22 protein-coding genes and 1 tRNA gene are annotated in these 19,504 nt (G+C 62.1%); 8 read left to right on the top strand and 15 right to left on the bottom strand.

Annotated features, from left to right (window positions below; all coding sequences use genetic code 11):
* Window positions 1–61: 61 nt before the first annotated feature.
* Window positions 62–1,636, bottom strand: a complete 1,575-nt coding sequence (ubiB, locus tag NMG46_RS06475; RefSeq protein WP_254816870.1) for a 2-polyprenylphenol 6-hydroxylase — start codon at window positions 1,634–1,636, stop codon at window positions 62–64.
* 70 nt (window positions 1,637–1,706) lie between these two features.
* Entirely contained in the window at window positions 1,707–2,483 is a 777-nt protein-coding gene (gene ubiE / locus NMG46_RS06470; protein ID WP_254816869.1) for a bifunctional demethylmenaquinone methyltransferase/2-methoxy-6-polyprenyl-1,4-benzoquinol methylase UbiE, read from the bottom strand.
* 166 nt (window positions 2,484–2,649) lie between these two features.
* On the opposite strand from ubiE, the gene NMG46_RS06465 reads away from it, so the two are divergent.
* The 3 genes from NMG46_RS06465 to NMG46_RS06455 all read left to right on the top strand — a co-directional run bounded on the left by NMG46_RS06465 (window position 2,650) and on the right by NMG46_RS06455 (window position 5,043).
* Window positions 2,650–3,624 carry an adenosine deaminase gene (locus NMG46_RS06465; protein WP_254816868.1) on the top strand — a complete coding sequence of 325 codons (975 nt, stop codon included), beginning with the start codon at window positions 2,650–2,652 and terminating at the stop codon, window positions 3,622–3,624.
* Between the two features lie 128 nt (window positions 3,625–3,752).
* Window positions 3,753–4,382, top strand: a complete 630-nt coding sequence (gene upp, locus NMG46_RS06460; protein WP_254816867.1) for a uracil phosphoribosyltransferase — start codon at window positions 3,753–3,755, stop codon at window positions 4,380–4,382.
* A 100-nt stretch (window positions 4,383–4,482) separates the two neighbouring features.
* Window positions 4,483–5,043 (top strand): TIGR02281 family clan AA aspartic protease, encoded by a 561-nt coding sequence (locus tag NMG46_RS06455; RefSeq protein WP_254816866.1) that lies wholly within the window; start codon window positions 4,483–4,485, stop codon window positions 5,041–5,043.
* 108 nt (window positions 5,044–5,151) lie between these two features.
* Here NMG46_RS06455 and deoA read toward each other — a convergent pair whose 3' ends face one another.
* Genes deoA through NMG46_RS06420 form a run of 7 tightly spaced genes read right to left on the bottom strand, consistent with a single transcriptional unit; the run spans window position 5,152 to window position 12,294 of the window.
* Window positions 5,152–6,471 (bottom strand): thymidine phosphorylase, encoded by a 1,320-nt coding sequence (deoA, locus tag NMG46_RS06450; protein WP_254816865.1) that lies wholly within the window; start codon window positions 6,469–6,471, stop codon window positions 5,152–5,154.
* A complete protein-coding gene (locus NMG46_RS06445; protein WP_254816864.1) occupies window positions 6,471–7,289 on the bottom strand; it encodes a purine-nucleoside phosphorylase in 819 nt (272 codons plus the stop codon). The genes deoA and NMG46_RS06445 overlap by 1 nt, the downstream gene beginning before the upstream one ends.
* Window positions 7,286–7,678 (bottom strand): cytidine deaminase, encoded by a 393-nt coding sequence (gene cdd, locus NMG46_RS06440; RefSeq protein ID WP_023675315.1) that lies wholly within the window; start codon window positions 7,676–7,678, stop codon window positions 7,286–7,288. The genes NMG46_RS06445 and cdd overlap by 4 nt, the downstream gene beginning before the upstream one ends.
* Before the next feature lie 6 nt (window positions 7,679–7,684).
* The gene (locus NMG46_RS06435) at window positions 7,685–8,656 is read right to left on the bottom strand and encodes an ABC transporter permease (protein WP_254816863.1); all 972 of its coding nucleotides are present in this window, start codon (window positions 8,654–8,656) and stop codon (window positions 7,685–7,687) included.
* 1 nt (window position 8,657) lies between these two features.
* A complete protein-coding gene (locus NMG46_RS06430; RefSeq protein WP_254816862.1) occupies window positions 8,658–9,797 on the bottom strand; it encodes an ABC transporter permease in 1,140 nt (379 codons plus the stop codon).
* Entirely contained in the window at window positions 9,794–10,738 is a 945-nt protein-coding gene (locus tag NMG46_RS06425; RefSeq protein WP_254816861.1) for a GIY-YIG nuclease family protein, read from the bottom strand. The genes NMG46_RS06430 and NMG46_RS06425 overlap by 4 nt, the downstream gene beginning before the upstream one ends.
* Before the next feature lie 23 nt (window positions 10,739–10,761).
* On the bottom strand, window positions 10,762–12,294 hold the full coding sequence (locus NMG46_RS06420; RefSeq protein ID WP_254816860.1) for an ABC transporter ATP-binding protein: 1,533 nt from the start codon (window positions 12,292–12,294) through the stop codon (window positions 10,762–10,764).
* 179 nt (window positions 12,295–12,473) lie between these two features.
* On the opposite strand from NMG46_RS06420, the gene NMG46_RS06415 reads away from it, so the two are divergent.
* Window positions 12,474–12,695: a SlyX family protein gene (locus NMG46_RS06415; protein WP_254817071.1), complete on the top strand. Its 222-nt coding sequence runs from the start codon at window positions 12,474–12,476 to the stop codon at window positions 12,693–12,695.
* 65 nt (window positions 12,696–12,760) lie between these two features.
* On the opposite strand, the gene NMG46_RS06410 is transcribed toward NMG46_RS06415, so the two are convergent.
* From NMG46_RS06410 to NMG46_RS06400, 3 genes are all read right to left on the bottom strand, one after another.
* A complete protein-coding gene (locus NMG46_RS06410; protein WP_254816859.1) occupies window positions 12,761–13,750 on the bottom strand; it encodes a BMP family protein in 990 nt (329 codons plus the stop codon).
* Between the two features lie 214 nt (window positions 13,751–13,964).
* On the bottom strand, window positions 13,965–14,627 hold the full coding sequence (gene msrA, locus NMG46_RS06405) for a peptide-methionine (S)-S-oxide reductase MsrA (protein ID WP_254816858.1): 663 nt from the start codon (window positions 14,625–14,627) through the stop codon (window positions 13,965–13,967).
* A gap of 67 nt (window positions 14,628–14,694) precedes the next feature.
* Window positions 14,695–15,018: a hypothetical protein gene (locus NMG46_RS06400; protein WP_254816857.1), complete on the bottom strand. Its 324-nt coding sequence runs from the start codon at window positions 15,016–15,018 to the stop codon at window positions 14,695–14,697.
* A 426-nt stretch (window positions 15,019–15,444) separates the two neighbouring features.
* Here NMG46_RS06400 and NMG46_RS06395 point away from each other — a divergent pair.
* Window positions 15,445–15,534: transfer RNA gene (locus NMG46_RS06395), tRNA-Ser, on the top strand.
* Window positions 15,535–16,284: 750 nt separating this feature from the next.
* Here NMG46_RS06395 and NMG46_RS06390 read toward each other — a convergent pair.
* Window positions 16,285–17,001, bottom strand: coding sequence for a pentapeptide repeat-containing protein (locus tag NMG46_RS06390; RefSeq protein ID WP_254816856.1), 717 nt, complete (start codon window positions 16,999–17,001; stop codon window positions 16,285–16,287).
* A gap of 365 nt (window positions 17,002–17,366) precedes the next feature.
* Here NMG46_RS06390 and NMG46_RS06385 point away from each other — a divergent pair, with 365 nt between their 5' ends.
* Genes NMG46_RS06385 through NMG46_RS06375 form a run of 3 tightly spaced genes read left to right on the top strand, consistent with a single transcriptional unit; the run spans window position 17,367 to window position 18,009 of the window.
* Window positions 17,367–17,576: a hypothetical protein gene (locus NMG46_RS06385; protein ID WP_254816855.1), complete on the top strand. Its 210-nt coding sequence runs from the start codon at window positions 17,367–17,369 to the stop codon at window positions 17,574–17,576.
* A 3-nt stretch (window positions 17,577–17,579) separates the two neighbouring features.
* A complete protein-coding gene (locus NMG46_RS06380) occupies window positions 17,580–17,771 on the top strand; it encodes a hypothetical protein (RefSeq protein ID WP_254816854.1) in 192 nt (63 codons plus the stop codon).
* Window positions 17,772–17,808: 37 nt separating this feature from the next.
* The gene (locus NMG46_RS06375) at window positions 17,809–18,009 is read left to right on the top strand and encodes a hypothetical protein (protein WP_254816853.1); all 201 of its coding nucleotides are present in this window, start codon (window positions 17,809–17,811) and stop codon (window positions 18,007–18,009) included.
* Between the two features lie 108 nt (window positions 18,010–18,117).
* Here the strand turns inward: NMG46_RS06375 and NMG46_RS06370 are convergent, their stop codons facing one another.
* Window positions 18,118–18,525, bottom strand: coding sequence for a hypothetical protein (locus tag NMG46_RS06370; RefSeq protein WP_254816852.1), 408 nt, complete (start codon window positions 18,523–18,525; stop codon window positions 18,118–18,120).
* A gap of 268 nt (window positions 18,526–18,793) precedes the next feature.
* Entirely contained in the window at window positions 18,794–19,066 is a 273-nt protein-coding gene (locus NMG46_RS06365; protein WP_254816851.1) for a hypothetical protein, read from the bottom strand.
* Between the last annotated feature and the right edge of the window lie 438 nt (window positions 19,067–19,504).

The raw sequence follows: 19,504 nt of genomic DNA, 5'->3' as shown, positions 1-19,504 counted from the left end.
CCTCGCCGTTAACATAGCGACAAGCGGCGTGATTGCAATGACAGCACTGCTGTCATTGCAATCAGAGCAGCTTCCAGGCGATATACACCAGCGTCAGCGCGATCACCCACAGCGCCAGCCGGCCGGAGCGGGTGTGGCGCGCCTCGGCTTTGCCGATCGCGTCCGCCGTCCCCTCGTCGAAGCGCAGGCCGTTTTCGGCCATCAGGTCGATCTCACGCGACAGCCGCTCGGTACGGGCTGCGAGGTCCGGCGCCTGACGGGCCAGCGCCAGCAGCGCGCTGGCACCGTCGCGCGCATCGGCCAGCAGCGCGCGCGGGCCGAGATTGCGGGCAATCCAGCCGCTGACCACCGGCTCCGACGTCTTCCACATGTTGAAGGCCGGGTCGAGGGTGCGGGCGACGCCTTCGACAACGACCATGGTCTTCTGCAGCAGCACCAGTTCGGATCGCGTCGCCATGTCGAACAGGTCGGTCACCTCGAACAGCAGCGTCAACAGCTTGGCCATCGAGATGGTCTCGGCCGGCTGGCCGTGGATCGGTTCGCCGATCGCCCGGATCGCCTGGGCGAAAGCCGCGACATTGTGCTGGCGCGGCACGTACCCGGCCTCGAAATGCACTTCGGCGACGCGCTGGTAATCGCGCGTGATGAAGCCGTAGAGTATTTCGGCGAGGAACCGGCGCTCCTTCCTGCCGAGCCGGCCGGCAATGCCGAGATCGACGGCGACGATGGTGCCGTCGGCTTCGATAAACAGGTTGCCCGGATGCATGTCGGCGTGGAAGAAACCGTCACGCAGCGTGTGGCGCAGAAACGACTGAACGAGGTTGGCAGCAATCGCCTTCAGGTCGTGGCCGGCGGCGGCTAGGCCGGCAATGTCGTTCATCTTGATACCGTCGACCCATTCCATGGTCAGCACGTCACGACCGGTGCGCTCCCAGTCGACCGACGGCACACGGAAGCCGGGATCGTCCTTGGTATTCTCGCCGAGCTCCGAAAAAGCCGCCGCCTCCAGCCTCAGGTCCATTTCGATTTTGGTCGTCTGGGCCAGTGTCTCGGTCACCTCGACCGGCCGCAGCCGGCGCGACGACGGGATGTATTTTTCCTGCAGCCGGGCGGCGAGAAAATAACTCTCGAGATCGCGAAAGAAGCGGCGGCGCACGCCCGGCCGGATGACCTTCACCGCCACCCGGGTAACGACGCCGTTCTGCAGGATTTCAGCGGTATGGACCTGGGCGATCGAGGCGGCGGCGACGGCCTCGCCAAAACTGACATAGAGCTCGTCGACCTTGCGTCCGAGCGAGGCCTCTATCGCGGCGACAGCCTCGGCCTTCGGAAACGTCTGCATCTTGTCCTGCAGCATGGCAAGATCAAGCGCGATATCGTTTCCGACGACATCCGGCCGTGTCGCCAGGAACTGGCCGAGCTTGACGTAAGACGGGCCGAGCCGCACGACCGCCTTGGCCAGCCTGTCGCCACGCTCATAGGCAAGCGCGCGACGGCGGGTGAACAGCCGGGCCATGCGCCAGCCGAATTTCGGCAAGCCGAAGAGCTCGTCACCGGGCAAAGCCGCGATGACACCCTCGCGGACCAGCACCCAGCCGGCCCGTACGAGCCTGAAACCAGCGCCGATGCTGCTCATGGCTGGCTTTGCCCCGCCGATTTGCTAGACCGGCGAAGAGCACATTGAGTAAGAAAGATACGGGCCAGCCTCAAAGCTTCCAGCCCGAATGGAGCGCGGCGATGCCGCCGGAGTAGTTGCGGAATGAGACGCGCTCGAAGCCGGCGCGCGAAATCATCGTCGCGAAATTCTGCTGATTGGGAAATTTGCGGATCGATTCGACCAGATAGGAATATGGCTCGCCATCGCCGGTCACCACCTTGCCGATCCGCGGGATGGCGTTGAACGACCATGCTTCGTAGACCTTGTCGAGCAGCGGCATCTCGACCTCGGAGAATTCAAGGCAGAGAAAGCGCCCGCCGGGCTTCAGCACGCGATAGGCTTCGGCGAGCGCCACATCGATGCGCGGCACGTTGCGGATGCCGAAAGCGATGGTGTAGGCATCGAAAGTAGCGTCGGCAAAAGGCAGTTCCTCGGCATTGGCTTCGACGAAATCGGTATTTGCCGACAGGCCCTTTTTCTCGGCCCGGTCGCGGCCGACGGCGAGCATCGAGCCGTTGATGTCGAGAACCGTTGCATGAGCGTGCCTGCCGCTCGCCTCGACGATGCGGAAGGCGACGTCGCCGGTGCCGCCGGCAACGTCGAGAACGCTCCAGCCCGGCCGCTTCGGTGGATTGAGCCAGACGACCATGGCGTCCTTCCACAACCGATGCAACCCGGCCGACATCAGGTCGTTCATCAGGTCGTAGCGGTTCGCCACCTTGTGGAAAACATCATTGACCAGGGACTGCTTGTCGCCTGGTCCTACCCGCTTGAAACCATAGGAGGTTTCCATGCCGCCCGCAGCAGTGGTTCTTTCAACCGACATCGTTTTGATCCGCCATAAAATCGGCGGGACCATAGCCGATCGATGGTGCGGGCGCTATTGTTTAAGGCGCGGTGTTCGGCCGCGCTTCGAAGCAGGTTCCGGAAAAGCGTCACACGGTTCCGACAGGAACTTGCGTCATAAGAAAAAAGCCTGACGGGATAATTGAATGCCTTTGAAAGCAGAACTGCACTGCCACATCGAAGGGGCAGCGGCGCCTGAACTCGTCCTCCGCCAGGCTGAGAAATACGGCAAGGATGCCTCGCCCTACATCCAGGACGGCTCCTTCGTGTGGCACGACTTCACCTCTTTCCTCGCCGCGTACGACTTCTCGTCGGACCTGTTCCGCACTGAAGAAGACTATGCGCGGCTGGCCGATCACTACCTGACCAGCCTCGCCCGCGACGGCGCCATCTATTCCGAGGTTTTCACCTCGCCCGACCATGCCAGCAAGGCCGGGCTGTCGCCGAAGGCCTATACCGACGCGCTCGGTGAAGGCATGGCCCGCGCCAAGGCGAAGACCGGCATCGAAGGCCGCATGATCGTCACCGGCGTGCGCAATTTCGGTGTCGAATCGATCGAGCGGGCGGCACGTTTCGCCGCCCGCTGCGGACATCCGCTGGTCACCGGTTTCGGCGTCGCCGGCGACGAGCGGATAGGTGATCTGGAAGATTATGTCAGGGCCTTCGAGATCGCCCGCGAGGCCGGCCTCGGCATCACCGTGCATGCCGGCGAATTGATGGGCTGGGAGAGCGTCGAGGCGGCACTCGACCACATCCGCCCGTCTCGCATCGGCCATGGCGTGCGCGCCATCGAGAACCCCGATCTTGTGCGGCGCATCGCCGACGAAGGCGTCGTGCTCGAATGCTGCCCCGGCTCCAACATCGCGCTGAAAATCTTTGACAGTTTCGCCGACCATCCCTTTCCCGCCTTGAAGGCGGCGGGCTGCAAGGTGACGCTCAACTCCGATGACCCGCCCTATTTCTGGACCTCGCTGAAACGCGAATACGACATCGCCGCCGAGCATTTTGCGATGGACGACAAGGCGCTCACCGCCGTCACCAGGACGGCTATCGAGGCAGCCTTCGTCGACAGGAAGACCAGGGCGGCGCTGCTCGGCAGGCTCGGCGCCAAGGGCAGGTGAATGGTGAATGGCTCACCCGGCGCTTCGGTCCGTCAACCGCGAGCTTTGCCGCGCAACCAAGGACTCGCAAACCAGTTCACTATTCACTATTCACCATTCACCATTTACTTGCGCAGTTGGAGAACACCATGAAGGGCGTCACCGTCGTCGACCATCCGCTTGTCCAGCACAAGCTGACCATCATGCGCAAGAAAGAGACTTCGACGGCCGGCTTCCGGCGGCTGCTGCGCGAGATCTCGCTGCTGCTCGGCTACGAGGTCACCCGCAACCTGGAATTGACGACGACGACGATCGAGACGCCGATCGAGACGATGGAGGCGCCGACGCTGGAGGGCAAGAAACTGGTCTTCGCCTCGGTGTTGCGCGCCGGCAACGGCTTGCTCGAAGGCCTGCTCGATCTGGTGCCGGCGGCGCGTGTCGCCCATATCGGCCTCTACCGCGACCATGAGACGCTGGAAGCGGTCGAGTATTTCTTCAAGGCGCCGGGCGACCTCGCCGACCGGCTGGTGATCGTCGTCGACCCGATGCTGGCGACCGCCAATTCGGCGATCGCGGCGATCGACAAGCTGAAAGGCCGCGGTGCCACCAACATCCGCTTCCTCTGCCTGTTGGCGGCACCAGAGGGCCTCGAGCGGTTCACCCATGCGCATCCCGATGTTCCCGTCTTCACCGCCTCGATCGACCGCCAGCTCAACGAGAAGGGCTACATCATGCCCGGCCTTGGCGATGCCGGCGACCGCATGTACGGCACCAAATAGATCCGTTTACCGATTGTTTACGCAAACGGCTGGTTTCCGCAGTCGTTAAAGCGGCAAACACCATGTCGGACTAAGGATCGGCAACCACAAAGGCCGGTCCATGCTGCGCAAGCTTCTCATCCTTGGCGTGTTTGCCGGAACGTCGGCATCGCTGCCGATCGTATATCAGTCCAATTCACAGGTTATCGAGCGGCTGTTGAAATCCGCCATCGGAGCTAGGCAGGCCGACACCCAAACCGACCTGAATCTCGCCGCCGTTCGGGACAGGCCGGCGACGCCGCAGCCGCTCGGCCACAAGGTCGTCGTCACCGCGGACGCGCGCGGGCATTTCATGTCGGTCTTCAAGTTGAACGGCCGACAGATCGACGGCATGATCGATACCGGCGCGACGCTCGTCGCCATCAACAGTTCGACCGCGCGCAGGATCGGCATCTCGCTCAATCCGACGGACTTCAGCCATCAGGTCAACACCGCCAACGGTGCGATCAACGCCGCCGTGGTGACGATTGATCGCCTGCAGATCGGCAGGATCACCGTCGAGGGCGTCGAGGCCGTCGTGCTCGACGATAGGGCGCTGCACACCAACCTGATCGGCATGAGCTTTCTGCAGCGGCTCGAAAAATACCAGGTCGAAGACGGCACGCTGCTGCTGGTCCAGTAGGCCGTGATCCTGAACCGCAGGTCCACGCCAGCGAAAAGGGCACCGGTCGTCGGACAAGATCAAGGTCCAAAGAAAGATAGAGCCGATCCGATACCATCGGAATGGGCTCTATCCGCGCGGCAGGATCCGCCGGATGACGGTTTTCTCCGTGGCCGGTTTGGAAGGGCCGATCATATAGGCCGAAAGCACGACGGCCGCGGCCGCTTCGGCATCCCCGGTATTGCGGGCATGGACTAGCGCCAGCGCTTCGCCGGCCCGCACTTCGGCGCCGATCGGCAACAGTCTGGTGATGCCGACGGCGTGATCGATCCTGTCGTCGGGCCGCGTCCGCCCGCCGCCAAGCCCGACCACGGCAAGCCCGATCTCGCGCGTCGCGATGCCGGAGACAAAGCCGTTCGCGCTCGCCTTGACCGCGAATTCCGTTGCCGCTTTCGGCAGATATTTTTCCGGATTGTCGACAAAGTCGGCGGGACCACCCAGTGCCGCCACCATGCGCGCGAAGATGGAAGCAGCGCGGCCGCCGGCCAGCGTCTCGGCGGCGCGGCGCAGGCCGTCCTGGTTGGACGACACCAGGCCTGCCGATTGCAGCATCTCGGCGGCCAGCGCCAGCGTCAAGTCCTCCAGCCGCCGGTCGCGAAAGCGGCCGGTGAGAAAATCGACGGCGTTGCGCACCTCGACCGCATTGCCGGCGGCGGAGGCCAGCGGCTCGTTCATGCCGGTGACCAGCGCCGATGCCTTCAGGCCGGCGCCATTGGCGACCTCGACCAGGCTGTTGGCCAGCGCGGTTGCGTCGCGCGATTTCTCCATGAAGGCGCCGTTGCCGACCTTGACGTCGAGCACCAGCGAACCAAGGCCGGCCGCCAGCTTCTTCGACAGGATCGAGGCGGTGATCAGCGGCACCGATTCGACCGTTCCCGTCACATCGCGGATCGCGTAGAGCCTGGCGTCGGCGGGTGCGAGGTCTGCGGTCTGGCCGATGATGGCGCAGCCGGTTTCGAGCACGGTCTTGCGGAAGCGCGCAACATCCGGCTGGCTGACATAGCCGGGGATCGCATCCATCTTGTCCAGCGTGCCGCCGGTATGGCCCAGACCCCTGCCGGAAATCATCGGCACATAGGCGCCGCAGGCAGCGACGATCGGTGCCAGCATCAAGGAGACATTGTCGCCGACGCCGCCCGTCGAATGCTTGTCGGTGACCGGGCCGGGCAGATCCGACCAGTCGAGCACATCGCCGGAATCGCGCATCGCCATAGTCAGCGCAACCGCCTCGTCGCGGCTCATGCCGTTGAAGAATACCGCCATGGCGAGGGCGCCGACCTGCGCGTCGGTAACGGTGCCGGCGGTCAGGCCCTCGATGAAGAACGCGATCTCCTCAGCCGACAGCTTCTGCCCGTCGCGCTTGCGGCGGATGATTTCCTGGGGAAGCATCAGGCGTCGACCCTGTGCTCCGGAAGCCCGTCTTGAAAAACACGCTGCAGGATGGTCGCCAGCCGCGCACCGCCGACCGGCGCCATGTCCTTGGTCTCCTGGTGCGACAGCTCGGCTCCGGTCATGCCAGCGGCAAGGTTGGTCACGACCGAACAGGCGGCGACGCGCAGCCCGAGGAAGCGCGCGAGAATGACCTCCGGCACCGTCGACATGCCGACCGCGTTGGCGCCCATGACGCGCGCCATGCGGATCTCGGCGGGCGTCTCGAAGCATGGGCCGGAGAACCACATATAGACGCCCTTGTGCAGCATGGTACCGGTCGCCTTCGCCGCCCGCTCGATGGCGGAGCGGAGATCGGCGTCATAGGCTTCGGTCAGGCCGACAAAACGGCGGTCGCTCGGTTCGCCGATCAGCGGGTTGGACCCCGAGAAATTGATGTGGTCGGTGATCAGCATCACCGAGCCCGGCCCCATCCCGGGATCGACCGAACCGGCGGCGTTGGTGAGGATCAGCCTGGAGATGCCGAGGCCGGCGAGCACTTCCAGCGCCGGCCGCATCGCCGCTGCGTTGCCGTGCTCGTAATAGTGTGCGCGGCCGGACAGCATCAGCACCGGCGTGCCGGCAAAGAGCCCCGCCACCACCTCGCCGGCATGGCCGCTGACGCCGCTTCGGGGAAACCCCGGCAAGTCGGCGTAGGAGATGCGCACCGCATCCTCGACCTGGTCGACGAGCCCGCCAAGCCCTGACCCCAGCACCAAGGCGGTGGTCGGCGCCAGCCCATCCAGCCTTTCGACGAGGTGATCGAGCGCTTCCTTCATTTCAGCACATCGCCTTCAAACCCGTATGGCAACAACTCGCCCATGGTCACGGTCTCGACCACGCCGCTGTCATCGCAGAGATAGAACTTCGTCTCCGGCCGGCAGAATTCGGCCAGCCGCTGCCGGCAGCCGCCGCAGGGCGAGCATTTTGCCACGCGTTCGGCGATCACGGCGATTTCCGTGATCTTGCCGCCGCCACCCATGACGTAGTGGCCGAGCGCGGTGGTTTCGGCGCACCAGCCCTCAGGATAGGACGCGATCTCGACATTGGCGCCGGTGAAGACACGGCCGTCCTCGGTGCGCAGCGCCGCGCCGACCGGAAATTTCGAATAGGGCGCATAGGCCTTGGCCATGGCGGCTTTCGCCGCTTCGAACAGATCATGAGCCATGATAGATCAGCGTTCCTTGACATAAGGCACGCCGCCGGCGCGCGGCGGGATTGCCTTGCCGATGAAGCCGGCAAGCAGGATGACGGTCAGCACATAGGGCAGCGCCTGCATGAATTGCACCGGCACCTTGCCGATCAGCGGCAGCGGCGTGCCTTGCAGGCGGATCGACGCGGCGTCGAGGAAGCCGAACAGCAGGCAGGCGAACATGGCGTTGACCGGTTTCCATTTGGCGAAGATCAGCGCGGCCAGCGCGATATAGCCCTTGCCGGCGGTCATGTCCTTCACGAAGCCGCCATTCTGCACCATCGACAGATAGGCGCCGGCAATGCCGGTGAGCACGCCGGTGCAAATCAGCGCCCGGTAGCGCAGCCAGGCGACCGAGATGCCGGCGGTGTCGACGGCCGCCGGGTTCTCGCCGACAGCGCGCAGGCGGAGCCCGAAGCGGGTGCGAAACAGCACCCACCAGGTGAACGGCACGGCCAGGAAGGCGAGATAGACCAGCACGGAGTGGCCGGAGATGAGTTCCGAATAGATCGGCCCGAGAATCGGAACGCCCCTGAGCGCATCCGCGCCCGGCCAGATGATTGCTTCGAAGCGCTCGCCGGCAGCCAGCGCCGGTGTGCGCCCGCCTTGCTGGAACCAGGCCTGGCCGAGCATGATCGTCGATCCGGCGGCAATGAAATTGATCGCGACGCCGGAAACGATCTGGTTGCCGCGATGGGTGATCGAGGCAAAGCCGTGGATCAGCGCGAAGGCAACCGAGATGAGGATGGCCATGCCGAGGCCGATATAGGCCGAGTGGAAGACCGAGGCGGCGGCCGCACCGGCGAAGGCGCCGACAAGCATCTTGCCCTCGAGCCCGATGTCGAAGACGCCGGCCCGCTCCGAATAGAGGCCGGCGAGGCAGGCGAGCAGCAAGGGGACCGAAAGGCGGATGGTCGAGTCCAGGACTTGTACGATGGCGTTGAAGAAATCCATCTCAGGCGCCCTTCCCTTTGACCGCTTCCATGCCGACCGATTTCGGGCTGAGCGAGGCGAACAACGCCTGGACATAGGGCCGGAACATATGCTCGAGCGCGCCGGCGAACAGGATGACGAGGCCCTGGATGATGACGATCATGTCGCGGCTGATCGCCGGCATCTCGAAGGCGAGCTCGGCGCCGCCCTGGTAGAGCATGCCGAACAGGATCGCCGCCAGCACGATGCCGACCGGGTGCAAGCGACCCATCAGCGCCACCGCGATGCCGACGAAACCGGCGCCCGAAACGAATTCGAGCGCAACATTGTGCTGGTCGCCCATCGTCGGGTTGAGCGCCATCATGCCGGCCAGCGCGCCCGAGATCATCATCGCAATGATGATGATGCGTATCTCCGAAATCCCGGCATAACGCGCCGCTTTCGGGCTGTGGCCATAGGTGCGCATCTCATAGCCGAGCCTCGTGCGCCAGATCAGCACCCACACCAGAAAGGCCATGGCTAGCGCCAGCAGGGAACTGACGTTGAATGGCGCCGAACGGATTTTGGCGCCGAACAATTCGATGACCCAGTTGAGCTTCGGCAATTGCGCGCCTTCGAGGAAGGTGCGCGTCTGCGGCGCCATCGAGCCGGGCGGCTTCAGCATCCCCACCAGCGCATAGACCATGACGCTGGCGGCGATGAAGTTGAACATGATGGTGGTTATGACGATGTGCGAGCCGCGCCTGGCCTGCAGATAGGCCGGGATCAGCGCCCACAGCGCGCCCATCGCCGCGGCGGCGATAATGGCGATCGGGAAGGTCAGCCACCAGGGCAGCACGCTGTCGAAGGCCAGGCAAACGATGCCGATACCGAGACCGGCGATATAGCCCTGGCCCTCGCCACCGATGTTGAACAGGCCGCAATGCGCCGCAACCGCCACCGAAAGCCCGCTGAAGATGAAGGTGGTGGCATAGAAAAGCGTGAACGCGATGCCTTGGCCGCGACCGAAGGCGCCCTCGACCAGGATGACAGCCGCGCGCAACGGGTTCTCACCGACCAATATGACGACGAAGCCGGCAACGACGAAGGCGACGAACAGATTGATCAGCGGGATCAGCACGTAGTCGGCCCAGGCCGGCAGCTTGGCATAGGGAGTGCTCACTCGGCGGCCTCAGCTATTTTTCTGGATTGATACTGCGCCAAAGTCTCCCCGGTATCTCCAATCTTCCAAGAAAATCTGCCATTGTCGCTACGGCCCAGGATAATAGCGGACGCAGCACTGGGACTTCGGAACGCAACGTCTCTCGTGAAAATCAAGATATCCCTGCGACTTGGGTGGGGAACCAATGAACCGTCCCCAATCAGCGAATTTCGTAGTGCGTTGTAACCACTCAAATGCCTTGCGAGAGAATCCATCGCATTAGCTCTCGCATACGAATCCCGAAGAACTAGATACTCACCACCACTCATAAGCGCCGTAGCATCGACTCCCGTCTTCGGATCAACCAGTCGAAGCTGTGTGATGTCGTTGGCCGTGTTGGCCCCGCTATTTTTGATTCCAGAATTGTCTACCAAAAAATCTTCTAAGGTTGGCTTGGCCACTATCGCCGACGGGCGCCCCTTGAGAAAATCGTAGCCAAGCACCGGAAGCACGAGCTCTATCTGAGAAATAAAGAATTCCATATCAGCAATGTCAGACTCTGGAAGGCTCCCAGAAGGCGGTGTGTTGCTGTTCAGTAAAATGGACCTCCCGGATTCGCCAGATATAGAGCTCAATCTATTTTCTAGATACCTGGCGTGGGCTTTAGTCAGATTTGCGTCTTTGCTTGTAAATATGCAAAATCTCTCGAAGAAATCCTCTTCCTTTGACGCTGCGTGCTGCTCAATCCGCCTTCCGACATCGTCACTTTCCCCGATATATACAGACCGTTTTTCCGAAGACGTAGCCACTTCACCCAACAAGAAATAAATGCCTGTCTTTTGAGACTCAGGCCGCTTTCGAATGCGTCCTATCTCACTGCGTGGCGCAAGGAGCGCATGCCCAGTCCAATTCATTATTTCAGCAGTTACTATTCCGGACGGAGAGCCGTCGACCAGGAACATCCTCACGGTTCGCCCAACGGTGCTCATTCCGCCGCCTCGCGCTGCTCGACGCCGGCCATCAGCAGGCCGAGCTCGCCCTCGGTCGCGTCGGGGCCGCGTTCGCCGACGATGCGGCCGGCAAACATCACCAGGATGCGGTCGGACAGCGAGCGGATCTCGTCGAGTTCGACCGAAACCACCAGCACCGCCTTGCCCTGGTCGCGCATGGCGATGAGGCGCTTGTGGATGAATTCGATGGCGCCGACATCGACGCCGCGCGTCGGCTGGCCGACGATCAACACGCCGGGATCTTGTTCCATTTCCCGCGCCAGCACGATCTTCTGCTGGTTGCCGCCGGAGAAATTGGCGGTCTTGAGGCGGCAGTCCGCCGGGCGGATGTCATATTTGACGATCTTGTCCCGGGCATCGTCACGGATGGCGTCGATGTCGAGAAACGGCCCCTTCAGATAGCGCTCATCGTCCTGGTAGCCGAGGATCGAATTCTCGTTCTCCTCGAAGGCCAGCACCAGCCCGACGTGATGGCGGTCCTCCGGCACATGGGCAAGGCCGCGCTCGCGCAGCTCGCCAGGGTCGGCGGCGCCGGTGAGGTCGATCGGCTTGCCGTCGAGCATGACCGAGCCCGAAACGGCATGCCTGATGCCGGAAATCGCCTCGAGCAATTCGGACTGCCCGTTGCCGGCGACGCCCGCAATGCCGACGATCTCGCCGGCATGGACGTCGAAGGAGACGTCGTCGACCATGGTGACGCCGCGGGAATCCTTGACCGTCAGGTTCTTGACCGCGAGCTTGACGCCGCCGGCCTTCGCCTCGCCCTTCTCGACGCGCAGCAGCACGCGCCGGCCGACCATCAGCTCCGCCAGTTCCTCGACCGTGGTCTTCCTGGTTTCGCGTGTCGCCACCATCGTGCCCTGGCGCATCACCGAGACGGTGTCGGTGATCGCCATGATCTCGCGCAGCTTGTGGGTGATCAGCACGATCGTCTTGCCCTGCTCCTTCAGCTGCCTGAGGATGCGGAACAGATGGTCGGCCTCGGCCGGCGTCAGCACACCCGTCGGCTCGTCGAGGATCAGGATTTCGGCGCCGCGATAGAGCGCCTTGAGGATTTCGACGCGTTGCTGCAGGCCGACCGGCAACTCCTCGATGACGGCGTCGGGATCGACTTCGAGCCCGTATTCGCGCTCGAGCCGTTCCAGCTCGGAACGCGCCTTGGCGATGCTCTTCTTCAGCAGTGCATCGCTTTCGGCGCCGAGAATGACGTTTTCCAGGACCGAGAAATTGTCGACCAGCATGAAATGCTGATGCACCATGCCGATGCCGAGCGCGATCGCATCATTCGGTGTCTTGATCGATGCCGGCTGGCCGCCGACACGGATTTCGCCGGAATCGGCCTGGTAGAAACCATAGAGGATCGACATCAGCGTCGACTTGCCGGCGCCGTTCTCACCGACGATGCCATGGATGGTGCCGCGCATAATCTCCAGATTGATGTCGCGGTTGGCGCGCACGGCGCCAAAGCTCTTGTCGATGCCGATCAGCTCGATTGCGGCTTGCGCCATGCAGCCTGTTCCCACTGTTATTTTTTTACCGCTTGGTCAAACGCCTAGCATGACGCCCAGTCTGTGCCAATTGGGTCTATGCCAATTGGCCGGAGCAGGGTTCACTCTCGACAAATCCCGCCATGCTTGTCAATTTCCAACGTGGCCGCAGCCTGCACAATCGCCTGATCGAGGATTTGATGACCATGCCCGCCGACATGCCCGACCACCGGCTGACGACGCTGGAAATCCGCGCCGCCGAGCAGGAGAAGACCATCGAGGAACTGTCAGGCCAGATCGCCGAGCAGTGGAAAGTGATCGAGCGCATGCAGCGCAAGCTTGATGCGCTGGCCGAGCGCTTCCTGGCGCTGGAGGAACAGGCCGCACCCGACGTGCCGGTGACCAAGCCGCCGCACTGGTGAGCGGCTGACAACGCAAAACCGCCGGGCTTTCACCCGGCGGCTCGTCAGTCTGCAATGTCGATCAGTCAATACGGGCAGGCATTGTCCGACATGTAGTCGTGCACCTTGATGGTGCCGGCGATGATGTCGGCCTTGGCCTTTTCGACCGCTGCCTTCATCGCGTCGTCGACAAGCGCCTTGTTGTTGTCGTCCATGGCGTAGTCGACGCCGCCTTCCTTGAGGCCGAGATCGTTGACGCCCGCCGTGAACTTGCCGTTCTTGGCATCCATGAAGGTGTTGTAGACGGCAACGTCGACGCGCTTGACCATGGAGGTCAACACCTTGCCGGGCTGCAGGCCGTTCTGGTTGGAATCGACGCCGATGCCGAGCTTGCCGGCGTCGGCCGCTGCCTGCAGCACGCCGACACCGGTGCCGCCTGCCGCTGCGTAGATTACGTCGGCGCCCTGGTCGATCTGCGTCTTGGCGATCTCGCCGCCCTTGGCCGGATCGTTCCAGGCTGCCGGCGTATCGCCGGTCATGTTCTGGATGACGTCGGTGGCGCCGGCCGCCTTGGCGCCGCCGACATAGCCGCAACCGAACCTGCGGATCAGCGGAATATCCATGCCGCCGACGAAGCCGACCTTCTTGGTCTTGGAAGCCATCGCCGCCATCACGCCGACGAGGTACGAGCCTTCCTGCTCCTTATAGACCAGGGAGCGGACATTGGGCTTGTCGACGACCATATCGATGATGGCGAATTTGGTGTCGGGGAACTCGGTGGCGATCTTGTCAAGCGCGTCGGCCCAGGAGAAGCCAGCCATGACGATCGGATTGCGGCCGTCCTCGGCGAAGCGGCGCAGCGCCTGCTCGCGCTGGGTGGCATTGCTGACCTCGAATTCCACATAGGGGATGCCGGTCTCGGTCTTGAACTTTTCGGCGCCGTTGAAGGATGCCTCGTTGAACGACTTGTCGAACTTGCCGCCGAGATCATAGAGGATCGCGGGTTGAATATCCGCGGCGAAGGCCGGGAGAACCATTGCAGCTGCGGCCATAAGGCCGAGAACGATACGTTTCATGTGATCCACACCCCTGTCGGTTATTTGTCCATTATGCACCGCATGCCGGCCCGGTTCTCCGGCAGGCATGCAGCGTCAGGCAGGAGTGTCTTCCTCCCGCTTCGGGTCAATCTGGCACGGCCCGAAACAAAATTCACGTGGAATTTTGACCCTTTGGAAAAGCATGGCGCCGCATCGCGGCGCCACAGCATATTCCTTGCGTCAGGGGCATAAATCAGGCGGAGACGGCGGCCGGAATGGCGCAGGAGACGCCGGTTCCCCGCAGGCCGCAATAGCCGTAGGGGTTCTTCGCCAGATATTGCTGGTGGTCTTCCTCGGCGAAGTAGAATTCCGGCGCCGATGCGATCTCGGTGGTGATCTTGCCGCGTCCGGCACCGCGCAGCGAAGCCTCGTAGGCATCGCGCGAGGCGAGCGCCGCCTGGTACTGCGCGTCGTTGAACGTATAGATCGCCGAGCGGTAGGTGGTGCCGACATCATTGCCCTGGCGCATGCCTTGCGTCGGGTCGTGGCTTTCCCAGAACAGCTTCAAAAGCTCGGCATAGGACACGATTTTGGGATCGTAGACGACGAGCACGACTTCGGCATGGCCGGTGAGCCCGGTGCAGGTTTCCTGGTAGGTCGGGTTGGGTGTGACGCCGCCGGCATATCCGGCCGCCGTGACCCAGACGCCCTCGACCTGCCAGAACAGGCGCTCGGCGCCCCAGAAGCAACCCAGCCCGAACATCGCCGTTTCCATCCCTTCGGGATAAGGGCCCTTGAGCGGCCGGTTCGAGACAAAGTGCTTCGATGCGGTCGGGATCGGCCGGTCGCGGCCGGGCAGCGCCTCGGAGGGCTTCGGCAGGTTGAGCTTCTTGTTCAGCATGTCGCTGAGAAACATAGTGCGGTTTCCTTTTCTTCTTGGTTGAGCCTCTCCGGTACGGGAACACCGGGTCAGGCTGGAAATGTCAGGTTGCGGCGAACCGCCCGCTGGGGCGCTGCCGCCTGTAACCGATGGCATAAAGAATGAACGCCAGCATTGCGAACACGGCGAAGCCGGGCTGGCTGAGCACCCAGGCGATGGCACCGTCCCACAGCAGCGGATTGACCTTGTCGCGGACGAAGCTTTCGAAGGCGCTGCGCGTATCCGGCGAAACCGCGAGCCAGCTGGTATTGAGCGGAGTCATCACCAGCGCCGAAGCCGCCACCGACCGGGTCGCATCGAGCACGGCCATGATGACCGAAATCGAAAGCGCGACCATTGCGGCAAGACGAAAGACGAAGCGGAACATCCGGACCCTTCCTCCCCAGGAGTTTATCAGAATGTCGTGTCGGACTGTTAAATAGGATCTACTTGCTTCGCCTGCAATCGCGACACGCGAAGTTGAACCCGCGACCGCCGGTCGGCGCAACCGGCGGCGTGCCGGACGGCGAGCACACCTCGGCCGCCCCTTTCGATAGGCTCCCTACGGGTGCTCCGGTAACATGGGGTGAGCATCCGTATCCGGCAAAGCGAATAGACTATCGTTATGTCTTGGCATTCGGCACCGGATCGACTAGATGAGCCCCCGCGCCTGTTGCTTTGACGGCTCAGGTGCGGGGAAAGGGTATCCGCTGGTCGACGGCGCCCACGGCCGGAATTCCGGTCCGGAATCCCAAAGGAGATGCATCTCCCCAACCCGCGCGGCGAAACCGGCCGCGTCGAAAATGCTAAAGACGGAGAGGTGGCCGAGTGGTTGAAGGCGCACGCCTGGAAAGTGTGTTTACGGGAAACCGTAACGCGGGTTCGAATCCCGCTCTCTCCGCCAGATACCCACTTAAGCGTCCGTTGTTTGGCTTTGTGAGTTGCGGCCTTTCCGTTCCTAACGTCCGCAAACGATGAAGCTCGGCCACCATGCCGCCGCCCCTTTGTTGACTTTGCTTGGGAATCGAAGTGTCCGGAAAAACCGCAGGGCAGCCCCCAGGATTCGCGTCTGCGGACCCCAATCCGCCCCGCCGGCGCCTACAGGCAATCTACCCCAACGCCCCCCAAGCGGCGCCGGCCACTTTCAGCCCCTTCGTTCGAAAGTTGGCTTCCAGTCGCGATTGCGCGCCCGCTGATGGCCTTCGTAGTCAGGAATGCATGCGAAGAAGGTCGGTCACGGCCGGCAGCCTCGCAATTTGAGCAGACAAAGAGCCCGACCAAGTCGTCATGCATCGAGCCGTGGTCATAGCCGAGCCTGTCAATCAGCGCCTGGATGTCAAGTTTCGTCGATTCGCAGCACATCGGGTGCGCACAATTGACTTAGATGGTTCGCGGGCGGACAGAGTGTCGGCGAGGGTCTTTCGAGTCATGGCGATTCTCCGTTGAAGGGGCTCGCCGCAACGGGAGGATTATATTCCTTAATGCTGATCCCCTGCATTGTCTCGTGCGGAATGGGCTCTCCGGCATTAGACAGGGATATCCGGAGTTCGCCGTCTCGGGTGGTGGCTTCGACCTTAATGGGCGTCTCCGCGGCACAAAGTTACAGGTTCGAATCCTGTCGGATGCAGCATTGCCGCGGTTCGCTTGCCGACAACTATTCCTGCTGGAATTGACAGGGCCAATCTTCAGGCCTCGTCAGGCCAGAAGGCAACTCGGTCCGGGCGTCTCCGCAAGCCATGTTGAGCTGCCACTGGGACATACCCACCGAATTGGAAAGGTCGACGCCCTCGATACGGGTCAGAAAGAAAAAGGCGCGGTCAAAGTCTATCGGCGCGGTGAACGTCGCTCCTCGGAAGTCCGCCCGTGCGAGATTGGCAAACGAGAAGCGGCTGCCGCTGATATCGGCGTCATGGAACTGCGCACGCCCCAATTCTGCCTTTGTGAAATCAACATTGGTCAGATTGGCGTCCTGGAAATTCGAGCGCTGCATTTCCGCGCTCGCAAACACAGCGCCCTGCGCGTCCATACGGCTGAAGTCGGTCCTGTAGCCCTCGATTCTGTCGAACCGGGCGCCTTTGGCGGTCGAGTCGGCCAGGGAAGCACGCACAAGAGTTGCCTTCTCAAGATTTGCCGCACGGAGATTGGTGTTCCTGAGGTCGGTCGAAGTGAAATCAACACCGAACAGGTTCGCCCCGCTCAGGTCCTGTCCATCTAGGATGAGAAGCTTCTTGTCACACTCTTGCCAATTGACGCCAAGCGTCGCGGCTGCGTCGCAATTTTGAGCGGCAGCGGCGTTCTGCCAAGCAAACACAGTGCAAACCGCTAGAACCAAGCCGGATGTGACGTAAGCTCTGGTTCGCCTCAAAGTCATTGTTGCTGGACCTCTGCTACTCGCCGACACTCACCCTTACCACATCTGCTGACACTCGAGCCATGGTGACCACATGGCTGTGCTCGCGGCGCAGTGGGTCAAGCCTGGTGTGAAGCTCCGCGTCAAACACCTTCGCGGCGAATTCTAGGCGGCCAGCTTACATTAGCCAGAGTGAACAGAACGTGATTACGGGCCAGGCCTTCACACCTTCGCCTTGCACCAGCCCGCCCACCTAGCATGCCCCGCCATCGCGAACGGCCCAGCACGGGCGAAAGACAAGCTCCTTCCTGGCGCTGCGCCGCGTGCAGTCGGAACAAATGGGATCGACGCCGGTTAACAATCGAAGGGACCGCAAACGAAGCGGTATGATGATGATTGATATTTTTAGCTTCGAACTGGCCAATGCCAGGCTGCGCGTTAAACGGGCTGAGCGCTCGCTGAAGCGTGCGAATGAACTGTTGTTGAACGATGGCTGTGTCGCCGTCAATCTCGCGTTGTGCGACCGCATACGGTCTGAGCAAAAACGCGTGATTGAGGCCCGGGAACGCATGACGAAGATCGATCGGAAGAATTGACCCATGATGCTCGCGACCCTCCACCTTGAAACTGCGAGATACGGCGACGAATATCGCGTCGCAAGGCTCGCGCTGCTGAGGCAGCAAATGATACGGCACATCAAGCGCACAGACGCCTCGGCGCAGAAAGTCGAACAATCGCTGGCAAGATTGGCCGAAGCAAACACGCTCGGGGACCGGCTCGCGCAACAGTAGGTCCGCGCGCTCTACCGTCGTTTGACGATGACCCGTCATGCTGCGTCGCCAACGACAAGGCTGCATCAACATCGCACCTGCGCTCGCTGGGCGTCGCGCCCCAAAAGCACAAGGCAGTCGTTTCGGCGAAGATCCAAGAAGTGTCGATATTTTCACCTTCCTGGGGACGCAGGCACAACGCCAAATGAAGGCCGCGATAAGCAGCATGGCAGGCATAGGGGCGCGCGAAGGCTACTGAGCGGCTTTCATCTCGCCGCACCCTTGCCTCAGATCAGCCTACAACCAATCGGCCCGCGCTTCACCAGAAGCACGGGCATTGATAGGCTCGGCACTATCGCCGCCCCGTCTACCGCGGGACCGCTGGTATTCCCGAGACTGAGCGCTCTGTTTCGGCGGAGAAAACCACGAAGGCAAAGATCAGCACGGCGACAGCGACAATCATCGAGCCGGTGGCGACGATCGGCTCGAGCGCCGGATTTCCCTGCAGCATCAGGTAAAGCGCCGGCAGCATCACGACCAAGCCAAGATTGTAGACGCCGTAGTGGATCATCGCCGTCCTGCGGGCAGCCTTCGCCGGGTTCAGCGCATAATAGCCGCCGAATATTGCACTGGTGACCCACCCCAGCAGGTTGATGTGCGCGTGAGCCGGAAACGCGCCGTGATCGCCTGAAATTGCCATCTGCAGGCCAGCTGCAATTCCCAGAATAAGAAAGACGATGGCTGTCTTGAAAAAAAGCTCCGAAACCTTAGGCATGTCATTCCCCCAAACCCGTTTTGCCGCCGCATCATGCTCTGGTTCCGGCGATCTTGCCAAGGGGACCGTCGGGCCGGCGGCACCATTTGCCGCCGGCCTGACGGCCCGTCGGCAGCCGGCCGCCGGGCCTGGCCGGTTGCGAGTCCAGCCGGCAAAAAATATGCGCTCACCCTAATTTAATTGCAATATCACCCGCCAGGCTTCCATGTCGTTCTCACTAAGGAAGTCCTGCACAATCGTGGTGCCATACGCGCCAAAGGCCTGCCCGTCAGTGTTCCAGCAAGGCCTCGCCGAACTTCTCCCACAGCTGCGCGCAATCTGTAGCTCTGAGGCTGGGGGTTCCGAGTGGGCCATATCTGATGACGGCGGCGTGAACATCATAGCCAACGATAGGTGCATTGGCGACAAAGTGGATAGCCTCGCCCAATCGGCGAGAGCCAATTGGCGCATCGGTTTTGTTGGTGATGTCGAAGACACCACGAATATCCGCTTCCTGGTTCCTGGCTGCCAAAGCAGCCGCCATTTCCCTTTCGTGCATCATCGAAATCTCTCCGATCGGTCTAAGTCTAAGAACCGCGGCTTGTGCCGGTCCGGCAGCTGACAACCGGCAAATCGAAGTGCCTTTTGCAGCATCTCGATTGGCTCTTGCTGCGAGCCACTCCGCCCGCTGCCGCGGCAAGCCGATAAGGCAACTGCCAGCGAAATCCGCAGGCACGTCCACGGTCGCATCAAACACGGCCCACGTGCCAGTCGGTTCCTGAACGGGCAAAAACCTCATAACAGCGCCTGCTAATATACTATGCCGACTGTGAGGACGAGACTTTTTCCTGCATCCACTAAACGAATGAGAGATGGTGTCGAAGTGCCGGGCGACGCTCGTCGAAAACAATCGTCTGCGACATCGCCAGGATCGGAGATGGGCCTGAGCCGGCCGCATTTTGGGAGTCGCCGCAAGGGACAAGCACAAGACGCAGCACAC

It is taken from the genome of Mesorhizobium sp. LMG 17147 (assembly GCF_024297145.1).
Classification (GTDB): domain Bacteria; phylum Pseudomonadota; class Alphaproteobacteria; order Rhizobiales; family Rhizobiaceae; genus Mesorhizobium.
The sequence above is the reverse complement of the archived record's forward strand: the minus strand, read 5'-3'. Positions and strand labels throughout refer to the sequence as shown.

What these genes read in the sequence shown, in the direction of transcription:
- ubiB (WP_254816870.1), bottom strand. Translation starts at nt 1,636, where the DNA reads ATGAGCAGCATCGGCGCTGGTTTCAGGCTCGTACGGGCCGGCTGGGTG.
- ubiE (WP_254816869.1), bottom strand. Translation starts at nt 2,483, where the DNA reads ATGTCGGTTGAAAGAACCACTGCTGCGGGCGGCATGGAAACCTCCTAT.
- NMG46_RS06465 (WP_254816868.1), top strand. Translation starts at nt 2,650, where the DNA reads ATGCCTTTGAAAGCAGAACTGCACTGCCACATCGAAGGGGCAGCGGCG.
- upp (WP_254816867.1), top strand. Translation starts at nt 3,753, where the DNA reads ATGAAGGGCGTCACCGTCGTCGACCATCCGCTTGTCCAGCACAAGCTG.
- NMG46_RS06455 (WP_254816866.1), top strand. Translation starts at nt 4,483, where the DNA reads ATGCTGCGCAAGCTTCTCATCCTTGGCGTGTTTGCCGGAACGTCGGCA.
- deoA (WP_254816865.1), bottom strand. Translation starts at nt 6,471, where the DNA reads ATGCTTCCCCAGGAAATCATCCGCCGCAAGCGCGACGGGCAGAAGCTG.
- NMG46_RS06445 (WP_254816864.1), bottom strand. Translation starts at nt 7,289, where the DNA reads ATGAAGGAAGCGCTCGATCACCTCGTCGAAAGGCTGGATGGGCTGGCG.
- cdd (WP_023675315.1), bottom strand. Translation starts at nt 7,678, where the DNA reads ATGGCTCATGATCTGTTCGAAGCGGCGAAAGCCGCCATGGCCAAGGCC.
- NMG46_RS06435 (WP_254816863.1), bottom strand. Translation starts at nt 8,656, where the DNA reads ATGGATTTCTTCAACGCCATCGTACAAGTCCTGGACTCGACCATCCGC.
- NMG46_RS06425 (WP_254816861.1), bottom strand. Translation starts at nt 10,738, where the DNA reads ATGTTCCTGGTCGACGGCTCTCCGTCCGGAATAGTAACTGCTGAAATA.
- NMG46_RS06420 (WP_254816860.1), bottom strand. Translation starts at nt 12,294, where the DNA reads ATGGCGCAAGCCGCAATCGAGCTGATCGGCATCGACAAGAGCTTTGGC.
- NMG46_RS06415 (WP_254817071.1), top strand. Translation starts at nt 12,474, where the DNA reads ATGACCATGCCCGCCGACATGCCCGACCACCGGCTGACGACGCTGGAA.
- NMG46_RS06410 (WP_254816859.1), bottom strand. Translation starts at nt 13,750, where the DNA reads ATGAAACGTATCGTTCTCGGCCTTATGGCCGCAGCTGCAATGGTTCTC.
- msrA (WP_254816858.1), bottom strand. Translation starts at nt 14,627, where the DNA reads ATGTTTCTCAGCGACATGCTGAACAAGAAGCTCAACCTGCCGAAGCCC.
- NMG46_RS06400 (WP_254816857.1), bottom strand. Translation starts at nt 15,018, where the DNA reads ATGTTCCGCTTCGTCTTTCGTCTTGCCGCAATGGTCGCGCTTTCGATT.
- NMG46_RS06390 (WP_254816856.1), bottom strand. Translation starts at nt 17,001, where the DNA reads ATGACTTTGAGGCGAACCAGAGCTTACGTCACATCCGGCTTGGTTCTA.
- NMG46_RS06385 (WP_254816855.1), top strand. Translation starts at nt 17,367, where the DNA reads ATGATGATGATTGATATTTTTAGCTTCGAACTGGCCAATGCCAGGCTG.
- NMG46_RS06380 (WP_254816854.1), top strand. Translation starts at nt 17,580, where the DNA reads ATGATGCTCGCGACCCTCCACCTTGAAACTGCGAGATACGGCGACGAA.
- NMG46_RS06375 (WP_254816853.1), top strand. Translation starts at nt 17,809, where the DNA reads ATGCTGCGTCGCCAACGACAAGGCTGCATCAACATCGCACCTGCGCTC.
- NMG46_RS06370 (WP_254816852.1), bottom strand. Translation starts at nt 18,525, where the DNA reads ATGCCTAAGGTTTCGGAGCTTTTTTTCAAGACAGCCATCGTCTTTCTT.
- NMG46_RS06365 (WP_254816851.1), bottom strand. Translation starts at nt 19,066, where the DNA reads ATGATGCACGAAAGGGAAATGGCGGCTGCTTTGGCAGCCAGGAACCAG.